Below are 10,485 nucleotides of genomic sequence, written 5' to 3'. Positions count from 1 at the left end.
CCCTCATTGCTTACTCGTATATCCATCAACCAGAGCTTCACAACGAACCCCTGCAATTGCCTGGGCGTCATCGATCAACCTACCGTCAGTCTTTCTGGGAGTTGCGCACGTCGCGTCCTGAGAAGGCATTGGTTCTCTCTGATCGCATTCTTTTCGCAAGGATAAGGTTTAATGCTCTCGTGGAGACCGCCTCATCAGTTGCTTTAACACTCGACGCTGGTCTTCGCGAAAATCACGGCAATACTCAGTTCTACACGCTACGATTTTCACTGGATGCGCTTACAGAACGCCAGGCTGAAGCCGTTCGTAATACGGTGTCGCATTGGAGGGGACACCAGCAAGAACTCGCCAGAGCCAAGTCACAGAACGCGGTATGGGTCTATTTTCTAGGTACCAAAGATCAGACTGATCAAGCGACATTTTTAGTCGCGGACCCCCGACTATTTTGTTTCTTTGAGAGATAGTCGCGAGAGACCCATTCTGTCGCGTTTTTTAGCGCCATAGCGGACCATATCCGCGGCGTCTCAAGAGAACCTCGCGCGCCTTCGATTGCGTCACCACGCATATTGAACGATATCCACCCGTCGCTTTCTGGTATGGTCCTTCGGAACTCCAGTAAGCAACCCTGATACCTTCCTCCAAATTGCCCCAAGATGTCCTCGGGCAACCTTGGTGAACGATCATCACGCCAGAAATTCCTGCATACCCCACCTTCCAGGTGAAACCATCCGATATGATCGGGGCGTTCACAGGCTGGGTGTCGGAACGACCAATACCTGCAGATTGCGTCATTTAGCTCGAGCAACTCAGGCATTCCAGCCGTCGCGAGGTCAGCCGAAAACAGCGTAGTGGGGATTGTAAGCATTGTGTTCTCCTCTGACACGAAGTCACCAGTGAGAACCGCAAGAAACAACAATTTCGCCGAAAGCACCTGTCATCGCTGACAGGAGCTTTGCTTGGTTTGATGACAGAGACTTTAGATGCAAAGAAGCCCATCGAATTCGTCATCGAGCATGGACAAGACCTCGAACTCCTCCCTGAGGTCCTCGAAGGACATCGGATCGCACCCATAGGTGCTGACGTCGGCGATATCGACGATGTAGTCGGACATGATGCGGTTGGCACTGAACATGGCATGTGTCTCCTGTTCCGCGCGCCGATGGCGGCGGGTGTGGTTCTCAATCGAATTGAAGCAAGGCGGCGACCCCTCGCGGGATCAGCTACCTATTCGAAACGGGAGACGGCTAACGGACATGCTGAACATCCCTTATGAATGACGAATGCGGAAAACGCCGAGACGGCGTGAGCCGACACCGTCATATTCGCGCGCTGATCCTGCGAACCTGGGGCATCGATTTTTGTCCTTTGAGCGGAATGGACGTCGCTCAGGCCGTCGACAGATAAACCGGATTTTCGGTGTGTCAACCGGGCACCTCCCGAAAAAGTTGACGAAACTTTTTTTGCAGGGCCCGGTTGCTTTTCGCTTTTTGTTCGCTATTTGTTTCCTTTATGAACCAAAATTGGCACCGCCTCATACGAATAGGTTGACCCTCGCTGCCGTGATGATCGCGGTGACGTCCAACCCTTTTTGACCGAGGATGCCATGGGAATTGCCAAGCAGGCCGCGATGCTGCGCGCCGCCAGAAACTCCGCGTCGATCAGAAGCTATCATCCTGCCGGCACCGTGAAGTGCGACGGTGTGCGGCTGTTCCGCTCTCAGGCGGCCCGCGATGTCGGCTGCCTGCTGGACGTCAACCCGTCGGTGGCATCGTGGCGCTGTATGCCGATGCCGTTCGGCGCTGGCGGGATCGCCCATGTTCCCGACTTCCAGGTTTTCGACGAGGAGGGTGGCATCCTCTATCTCGATGCACCTGACCGGATTGTTTCGGCCGATGTTGCCGACATTGCGTCGGAAGCCGTGCACCTGAACGCCCGCTACAGGCTACTCGAGCGAGCCGAAGTCTACGACAGTTTCAGGCTGCGGAACGCAAGGGACCTGTTGCGCTATGCCGGAACCGTCACGCCCCTCGGGGATCGACTCCGCCTGTTGGCAGCACTCGACGAACACGGTTCCCTGCCGCTGGCGGAATGCCTCAAGGCCTTCCAGGAAACGCGGCCCGTCCCGGGGATCGCATCCCTCATTCTCCATGGCTACGTCGAGGTCGATCTCGATGACGCGCCACTCGGCCCCGAGACGGCTGTGCGGCGGATATCCCGGTGAGACGACACCGCTATCGTCCCGTCGCCTCTGGAGAATCTCTCGATGTCCTACAAAACGATCATCCGTCCCAAGTCGCCACCGCCGCTCGCCATTGCCGTGGCACGATGCGGAGCCCGCCATGCCCTTCGGCCTTTCCTTCGCCGCGAGAACCTCGCCTTTATCGCCGTGCTCATCGCCCCAGAGGACACGGCTGACTACTATCGGCGTGCGGTGTCCGGCCTCATCCAGGACCCCGCGCATGTCGATGAGTATGGTAACGATACCGCCGCGGTATTCACCGTCACCGAGTCCACCATCGATCCAAGGACGGTCTACGACCGCATCAAGTTCGCCCGCCAGGTGGTTGTCGTCACCGAGAAACGCGAATACCTGCCCGCCGACTTTCTGGCAGGTGCCGATCTGGTCAAGGACGTGGGCAGGCCCACGCCCGAACATTTCGTCGCGGCGGCCCGGGAGGCGAAGATGCCGGGTATGACCCGCGAGCACGCCGAGTTCCTGTCGACCAAATCACTCGACGCGATCCTGGTTTCAGTCAGGCAAACGCGGCCGCTGATGAGTTCTGTACGCCAGATGAAGCGCATTGCGGCGCGACCCGTCGAGCCGAAGCCGACCGCATCGAAAGAGAAATCACCCTCTGTGCGTCTTGAAGAAATGCACGGTTACGGAAAGGCCAAGGACTGGGGCCTCCAGCTGGCCGAGGACCTCAGTGCATGGCGGGCGGGAGAGATCAAATGGGAAGACGTCGATCGCGGCGCGCTGCTCTACGGCCCGCCAGGCTGCGGCAAGACCTCCTATGCGAAGGCTTTGGCTGCGACCTGCAATGTTGCTCTTGTCACCGCATCGGCCGCGAAGTGGCAGGCGCGGGGCCACCTCGGCGATTACCTGAAGGCCATGAGAGCGGTCTTCGAAGAGGCGAAGAAGCGTGCGCCAAGCCTGCTCTTCATCGATGAATTCGACTCCTTCGGTGATCGCGAAAGTCCAACCTCCGATGACCATCATCGCGACTATCGTCGGCAGGTCATCAACGGCCTGCTCGAATGCCTTGACCCATCCGAGGGCCGCGACGGTGTCGTGGTCATCGGAGCGGCGAACAATCCCGACGGCATCGACCCCGCCCTGCTTAGATCGGGTCGGCTCGAAACCATGATCGAAATTCCACTCCCCGATGCGGCCGCAAGGCTGGGCATCCTGCACCAGCACTTGAGGGGTCAGAGGATCGAGGGCGACCTGAGAAAGGTGGTTGCAGCAACCCGGTCATGGTCCGGTGCCGACATCGAGAAGCTTGCCCGAGACGTCCGTCGTCTCGCTCGTAGACGGCATACCGCCATCACCGACAGCCTGCTTCTGGAGGTGATGCCGAAGCGATACGTCTTGACAACGAGCGAACTTCGCCACGCTGCCGTTCACGAGGCCGGACACGCCATCGTCGGCGTACTGCTTGGTCGTGACGTGCTGATCGGGGTTCACATCGAGCGTGACGTTCCCGTAGGTGGTGCGCGACAGAGTGCCGGTCGCGCGAGCTTCGAACCTGTCAGTGGCATCTTCGGGACGTCCGCGCACTACGACGACAGGATCGCCGTGCTTCTTGGCGGCATCGCGGCGGAGACCGTCATGCTTGGTTTCCATGGCGATGGCGCGGGAGGAGCCCCTGCTTCGGACCTTGCTCTCGCCACGGATTTAGCAACGCGCGCCGAGCGCCACTATGGCCTTGGCGCGACGCTGTCGGTGGAACTCGGCCACGGCAGCCATCCACTGGAGAGCATCCGCAGACGTGATCCCGAGCTTCGGCGGCTGGTCGAATCCCGCCTTCGCAAGCAGTTCGAGCGCGCTGTCGGGATTTTGAGCGAAAAGCGCACCGACCTCGATCTCCTGGTAGATCGGCTTGTAACCCGTGGTCATGTCACTGGCGACGAGGTTCGGGCGATGTTGTTGAAAGGCTCCGGAGATACCGCGTCCGTCGCCCCTTGACGGCTAGCGGGCGCTGCCGAGCTTCGTCTCCGGAGGCTCGGCAGCGAAAAAGTTAATAAAGCACGCGTGCGCAGTCCAAATTTTAAGAACCTGTTAATTTTTGACGCGTAGGTAGCCGGTCCCGCCGACGTGCATCAGAACAGTGCACCATGGCTCAGGATCAAAACGCCTCTGACCGGGCGGACGAAAACGGAGAAGCGAAATGCTCATACTACGAATAGGAGGTTTTGACTTCTCCGAACGAGGCTAGTCCTCTTTGTGAAAAGGCATCTCCTCCAGCCAGTCTTGTTTGTCGCGTAGTGACAAGGTGGAAGGAGCCGAGCATGAACATCACCCATACGGTCGCCCGTAACATCGCGCTCAAGAAGGCCGGACTCGGTTTTGTTGTCAGCCATCGCCGCACGGCAGTGCCGATGTCCGCATCTTCGCGCCAGTACGATGCTCCCGTTCTCCAGCTCAAGGTGAAGCACGGCCGTACCGAGGCAGGGGGCTGTAAAATACCGCGGCGGCGCTGATGCCGGCCAGCGCCGCGACACCCCGCTCGTTTGGAACGAGCCGACCGAAGGACATGCCACTCGGCGTCCGGCGCTTCGCCAGGCAAAGACCGCCCGCGGGTTCACGATCTTCAACGGCACCGTGGTTTTCCACGAAAGCGAGCTTGAACACCGCGTCTCGACCGTCATTCAGGCGCGGCGGGACGTGCGGGAACTCCATTCCCAGTTCCCGATCCTGCCGTTCGCAGACGACGATGGCGTAGTCCACGACCACACCTTCGACTACTATGTGGTGTTCGAGGACGGTTACCGCGTGGCAGTCGCGGTAAAGCATGCCCGCAAGCGGACGCAAATCCTCGACATGTTCGACCGGATCGCAAGGCATGACTTCTCCCATGTCGCAGACGACCTCCGCCTCATGACGGAGGAGGATGCGACCTACGAGACGTTCTACAACGCCCACGACATCCTGCGCGCTCGGGAGCATTTCGACGAGGTCGAGTACGAAATCACCCGCTCCATCGCCATGCGTCTCGTCGGTCGCTTCCGGTTCGGAGAGTTGCTCCGCGATTGCGCGCACATCGGAGCGCGACGCGATGCCGTGTGGCAGCTCATCGATCACGGCCATCTGGTCCCGCTCTCCCCGGGGCGTATCTCCGCCCTGACCTGGCTGACCGTGCCGTCCTGATCGTTCTCTCCCGCGCCGCCCTATCGTTTCCAACGGAGCAAAGAGACCTCGATGCCGAATTACGCTCTGCCCGCCCGCGTATACCACCACTCGATCGTCGAGATGGACGATACCGACCGCTTCACCAGCGGTGGCCAGAACTATGTTCCGTTGCGTGCCGACAGCGATGGCTACGTGATGCGCCACGAGGACGATGGCCGCGAGATTTTCATGGGCCATGCGGAAATCCATCGCCTGCTGACGGAGAAACGGGCGGCCATTCATTATGGCTACAACAGCGTTCCCGAACAGAAGCTCCGCCTCATCTGGGGCGACGAGACCTTCGAAGACCTCGATCCCGAGAAGCGCGTCCTGCCAAGCTTTCGTGAAAAACTCATCCTGCGCTACGAGGACGAGTGCCTCAGAGTTGGGAAAACGCTCCCGCGCTCGGAAAAGAAGCTCCAGCCTCTGCTCGACGCATGGGCCGAGGAGATCAACAGAGGCGCACAGGGTGAGCGTCGCAAGCGCGGTGATCGAGGGGCCGTAGCGTTTGGCGCTCCGTCGGTGCGCCAGTTCAACCGCGACTATGCCGATTACATGGGGTGCGGGAGGAAGACGCTCGCACTGGCGCATCGTCATCACGGCCCCGGCAAACGCCTCTTCATGAGCTGCCCCGAGAGCCTGGCGGTCGCTTACCGTGGGGCGCGACGCTACCTGTCGCGCAAGAAACCCACCAAGGCCCACTGCTACCTGCTTTATCGGGCCGAACTTTTCGAGACCAACCAGACGCGGACGACGAAACTGCACATGGTTTCGCGCACCAAATTCGAGTCGATGATCAACCGGTTTGACGAGTTCGAAAAGGACGCGAGCCGCCACGGCGAGAAATGGGCAATCGACAAGTACGCGAGGAACCTGCGGACCTACGACATCCTGGCTCCCGGCCAACGGGTTGAGATCGACGAAGTGAATGTCGATCTCATGACGCTTCTCGTGGAAACCGGGCTGTACGAAGGCCTCCCCGAGAAGGTGCGAGCAAACGTCCCGAAGGTGCGCATCTGGTTCGTGGCGGCGATCGACGTGGCGACCCGGTATGTCCTGGCCTTCAGGGCGGCATTCAATCCGACAGCGAACGCCGCCATCTCGGCGCTTCGCATGATCATGTCGGACAAGCGACTGCTATCGCAGTCGGTAGGCGCGAAAACGCCATGGATCGGCATTCTGAGACCGAAGGAGGTCTATTCGGACAACGGATCGGCGTTCATTGCCGAGCCCACGCGCGCGGTCTTCAAGGCCGCACTCGTCGGCACTACCTGCCCGCCTGCCGGAGACCCCGCACGCCGTCCGTTCATCGAGAGCCTTTTCCATTCGATCGGTCCGATGATCGCACAGTTCTTCGATGGCCGCACCTTTGGCTCCGTTGCCGAGAAGGGGGACTACAAGCCGGAGGAGTTTGCCTCCCTGACCACGGACGAGTTTGTCCGGATGTTCACCTACGCGATCTGCGACATCTATCACAACAAGCCGCATGCCTCGCTCGGCGGGAACTCCCCGCACAATGCCTGGGTCCGCGCCACGCAGGAGTATCGCGTAAGGCAGGTGCCGTCGGACGAGGAGATGCTCCACATCTTCGGCGTGCCTTCGAAGCGTCTCATCTCGGACGATGGCATCATCTACCAGGGCATCACCTACGGAAGCGACGAACTCAACGTCCAGCGCATGCGCCACGGCAAGAAGGAGTTCGAGATCAAGACCGATCCCGAGAATGTCCGCTGGATTGCCGTGAAGGGCGACGAGGGCTGGTTCACCGCGGAGAACACCATCGGCATCAATGACGACATCACGCTCGCCGAATGGATCGCGGCCCGCAAGGAAGAACTCGCGCACAACGCCACGGAGGCCGAGGACGGCATGGCGGCGATGTACGATGCCGTCAACAGGCTGCGGCGCGCCGGAGAATCCGCGACTGTTCGCGCCCATCTGAGCCCCGCCATTCCCGGTGCCGAGGAACACGAACGCATGGAGCGTGAAGTCATGCGCGGCTGGAAAGCCGGCATGCGACGTGCGGGTCCTCTACCCGAACTCGTGTCGGAAATGTCGCCGCCCGTCGATCCTCTCCGCGGCCCCCCGAGACGCGCCTTGCCCATCGACCACCTGAAATCCGCCGCCGTGGTCACTCCTCCGACCGAGGAGGGACCTCCGTCGCGGCCGATCCCGATCGTTTCCACTCTCGACTACAACGGGGACGACTGACATGACCGACGCTAGGCACATCGAGACTACTGCATTCGCCGCCATCAAGGCGAGCGTTCGCGCCGGGTATCTCACGACGGGTCGCGACACGAGGTTGGCCTCCTATCTGAGGGAGATGGCTGTCAACGTTGAAGATTGCGAGTTGGGTGCCGGCTCCAAACGGCGCGCCCTTTTCGTTATCGGTGAATCGGGCAGCGGCAAGACCCGCTCGCTTCAGCACCATTTCGCGACGATGCCGGAATTCCGCCCGTATCGGAACGAACACGGAGAGACCGTCTCGCCCGTGCTCAGCATCGACGCGCCGCGGCCTTGCAACACGAAAGCCCTGGCGATCACGATCCTCACGGCGATGGGGCTGCCCACCAGGGAGCGCATGACGGAACACGCGCTCTTCGCGATCCTCAAGTCCCAGCTTCGCGAGCGTGGGGTTAAGTTCCTCCACGTGGACGAGATGCAACACGTCATGCGGCACAACACCGCCTCCGCGATCCGTCACGTCCAGGACACGCTCAAGAGCCTGACCCAGATTACGGATTGGCCGTTGCACACGATCTATTCCGGGGTTTCCGAACTTGCGGAGTTGCTGAAGGGCGACCCCCAGCTTGCCAATCGCTCCCGCGTTCTGCGGTACGACGCACTCAGTTGCCCCGCGGATGCCCAATGGATCGAGAGCATCCTCCAGAAGGTGGCCACCGAGGGATGTGGGTTGACCTTGTCTGCGGAACTTCTCGAGGGAGATTTTCCTGAGAAGCTTTGCCTTGCTGGCAACGGCGCATTCGGATCGATGATCGCGATGGTGCAGGAGGCTTGTTTTCGCGCGCTCGAGCGAGAGCGCAAATCGGTATCGATCAAGGAATTTGCCCGTAACTACGAGCGCGATACCGGATGCCTGCCCCGCGACAACGTCTTCACCGCCGCCCGCTGGCGTGACCTCGTGCCAGGCCACGCGCTTGTGGACCTCGCCTAGCACGAACCTCTTCAGCAAAGGAAGTCCCGATGAAGCTCCCGGTCTCGATCATGTTCCACGACAATGAAACGCCGCTTGGTTTCGTATCCCGCCTCGCCGCGGCGAACGGCTATCCTTCGCTGGACGCCTTCCTCGATTGCACGGAAACAAGCGCGCTTGCGATCTCGCGCGGCGACGCGGAGGCGATGGCACTTCTGGAAGAGTGGTCCGGAGAGGAAGGTGGAAGGTTTGCCCGGTTTGCCACGCGAACCCTCGACGGAACGCTATGTTTCCACTTGGGAGACGCGGTGTTCAGCCGCGAGTTTCGTCGCGGCAAAGCCCACCGTTTTTGCATTGGATGCGTCCGGGACGATCTTCGAAATGGAGAAGGCCGTATCATCTCCCGTCCCTATGTCCGTGCATGGTGGGAAACGAGAGCCATCCAGACATGCCCAATCCACGGCTCACGCATTACGGAAGTGGCCTGCGAAAGCGGACAGGACGACTTCGCTTCTTACGTCCGAACCAACCCGCGCGTGTTCGCCGACAACACCGGAAGTAAGGACGACCTTCGCACGAGGAAACTGGATTTGTACCTGATGGGCCGTATCCAAGGAGTAAAGGCCTGCGACTTCCTCGATGGCCTCGAGGCGTATGTCGTCGCGGACCTCAGCAAGCATTTTGGACGCCTTCTCGGTCGCCACTGGAAAGGCAGGCTGAACCACACTGGACAGGGTGAGTTCGAAGTTGCCGAGCGCGGATTCCTCGCCGTGAAGCTCGGCGAGGAATCTATCACTGAGCGGGTCTCGGCCATCATCCAGGAAATGAACCCCGCGGCGTCCGAAGTGCGTGCTGCACTCGATCCGATCCCGCGCTGGCTTCGTCGCAACCGGGAGGTTCCGGCGTTCGCGTCTCTTGTAGAGCTGTTCCAGGATGTGGCTGAGAGAAACATGCCGCTGGGCGAAGGCGATCTTTGCATCATCCCCACCCGTCGGCGATACCTCCACACCGTGCGCTCCGCTGGCCTGGAATACGGGCTGATGGAAGACAGGGTGATCGAAATTTTGCGAAATGCAGGAATCATGCTGCCCTCCGGCCTTCCCAATGGCAGAGCGTGCTTCGATGCGGAGCTAGCCCGCCCTATCCTGTCGGCGGCCCGGGAAACGATTACCATTTCGGAGGCGGAAGCTGCTCTCGGGTTGAACCGCCAGAGATTGCACGAGATCATGGAGGCAGGACTTCTCCGCAGGGTAGAGGACGAACGAGACGGGCAGCGGGTCTACACGCGCATCCGCAAGGAGGACCTGGGCAATTTTCAGAGCCGACTCTTCGAAAGGGCGCAGAGCCGAACCGATCTTGAAAGCTTCATGCCAGTCGTCCAGGCCGCGCATAGATGCAACCGCCAGCTCTGGGAACTGGTGCAGATGATTTTGGACGGTCAGGTGAATGGCATCGCCCGGGCCGACGGTACCACGGTTTTCTCGAACCTTTTCGTGGACTGGAAAGAGTTGCAGTCAGAGCGGCGGCGCTCGGCCAAGGAGGATATCGGCGTTGACCTCCTGAGCATCAAGGAGGCCGCAGCCATCCTGAAGACCACGCAGTACAAAGTGTATCCGCTCGTGACCGCCGAACTTCTGCCGGCGGTCGCCAAATACAACAAGTCGTCGCACCGGGAGCAGTTCTTCATCGAACCCGAGGCGCTTGAGGAATTCCAACGTCTTCATATCTCGATCGCCGGGATCGCTTCTATCTATGGCACTCGTGCCGATGTCGTCGCGCGCCGCATGGAATTGCTCGGCATCGAGCCGAGTTTCGAACCGGGAAGCCGGACGGGACGATATTATCGACGGAGCGATCTCGAGAAGTTCACGTTCGACCGAGTGGCGGCATAAGCCCCATCATCATATCCAAGGTTTCAAAGGCTCCGGTTTCGGGG

General features: G+C 60.2%; 9 protein-coding genes. 8 read left to right on the top strand and 1 reads right to left on the bottom strand.

Annotation, left to right across the window (positions count from 1 at the left end; all coding sequences use genetic code 11):
- Positions 1 to 464: hypothetical protein (locus RNA01_RS23935; RefSeq protein ID WP_210245803.1), on the top strand; the 464-nt coding region annotated here is incomplete at its 5' end.
- A 512-nt stretch (positions 465 to 976) separates the two neighbouring features.
- Here the strand turns inward: RNA01_RS23935 and RNA01_RS23805 are convergent.
- On the bottom strand, positions 977 to 1,132 hold the full coding sequence (locus RNA01_RS23805) for a hypothetical protein (RefSeq protein WP_170253613.1): 156 nt from the start codon (positions 1,130 to 1,132) through the stop codon (positions 977 to 979).
- 471 nt (positions 1,133 to 1,603) lie between these two features.
- On the opposite strand from RNA01_RS23805, the gene RNA01_RS22290 reads away from it, so the two are divergent.
- The 7 genes from RNA01_RS22290 (at position 1,604) to RNA01_RS22260 (ending at position 10,441) form a co-directional block, all read left to right on the top strand.
- Positions 1,604 to 2,221 carry a hypothetical protein gene (locus RNA01_RS22290; RefSeq protein ID WP_147182313.1) on the top strand — a complete coding sequence of 206 codons (618 nt, stop codon included), beginning with the start codon at positions 1,604 to 1,606 and terminating at the stop codon, positions 2,219 to 2,221.
- 42 nt (positions 2,222 to 2,263) lie between these two features.
- A complete protein-coding gene (locus RNA01_RS22285) occupies positions 2,264 to 4,189 on the top strand; it encodes an AAA family ATPase (RefSeq protein ID WP_147182312.1) in 1,926 nt (641 codons plus the stop codon).
- 323 nt (positions 4,190 to 4,512) lie between these two features.
- Positions 4,513 to 4,704 carry a hypothetical protein gene (locus tag RNA01_RS22280; protein WP_147182311.1) on the top strand — a complete coding sequence of 64 codons (192 nt, stop codon included), beginning with the start codon at positions 4,513 to 4,515 and terminating at the stop codon, positions 4,702 to 4,704.
- A 121-nt stretch (positions 4,705 to 4,825) separates the two neighbouring features.
- Positions 4,826 to 5,371 (top strand): protein kinase family protein, encoded by a 546-nt coding sequence (locus RNA01_RS22275; RefSeq protein WP_235916845.1) that lies wholly within the window; start codon positions 4,826 to 4,828, stop codon positions 5,369 to 5,371.
- A 51-nt stretch (positions 5,372 to 5,422) separates the two neighbouring features.
- The gene (locus tag RNA01_RS22270; RefSeq protein ID WP_147182309.1) at positions 5,423 to 7,603 is read left to right on the top strand and encodes a TnsB C-terminal domain-containing protein; all 2,181 of its coding nucleotides are present in this window, start codon (positions 5,423 to 5,425) and stop codon (positions 7,601 to 7,603) included.
- Between the two features lie 94 nt (positions 7,604 to 7,697).
- Positions 7,698 to 8,570 (top strand): ATP-binding protein, encoded by an 873-nt coding sequence (locus tag RNA01_RS22265; protein WP_235916844.1) that lies wholly within the window; start codon positions 7,698 to 7,700, stop codon positions 8,568 to 8,570.
- Between the two features lie 29 nt (positions 8,571 to 8,599).
- Entirely contained in the window at positions 8,600 to 10,441 is a 1,842-nt protein-coding gene (locus tag RNA01_RS22260; RefSeq protein WP_147182307.1) for a TniQ family protein, read from the top strand.
- Positions 10,442 to 10,485 lie beyond the last annotated feature (44 nt).

The organism is Paenirhizobium naphthalenivorans, from assembly GCF_007992095.1.
GTDB classification, from domain to species: domain Bacteria; phylum Pseudomonadota; class Alphaproteobacteria; order Rhizobiales; family Rhizobiaceae; genus Allorhizobium; species Allorhizobium naphthalenivorans.
This window is presented reverse-complemented; position numbering and strand designations above follow the sequence as displayed.

Coding starts and splice junctions, on each gene's coding strand:
- RNA01_RS22260 (WP_147182307.1), top strand. CDS start 8,600: ATGAAGCTCCCGGTCTCGATCATGTTCCACGACAATGAAACGCCGCTT.
- RNA01_RS22280 (WP_147182311.1), top strand. CDS start 4,513: ATGAACATCACCCATACGGTCGCCCGTAACATCGCGCTCAAGAAGGCC.
- RNA01_RS23805 (WP_170253613.1), bottom strand. CDS start 1,132: ATGTTCAGTGCCAACCGCATCATGTCCGACTACATCGTCGATATCGCC.
- RNA01_RS22270 (WP_147182309.1), top strand. CDS start 5,423: ATGCCGAATTACGCTCTGCCCGCCCGCGTATACCACCACTCGATCGTC.
- RNA01_RS22290 (WP_147182313.1), top strand. CDS start 1,604: ATGGGAATTGCCAAGCAGGCCGCGATGCTGCGCGCCGCCAGAAACTCC.
- RNA01_RS22285 (WP_147182312.1), top strand. CDS start 2,264: ATGTCCTACAAAACGATCATCCGTCCCAAGTCGCCACCGCCGCTCGCC.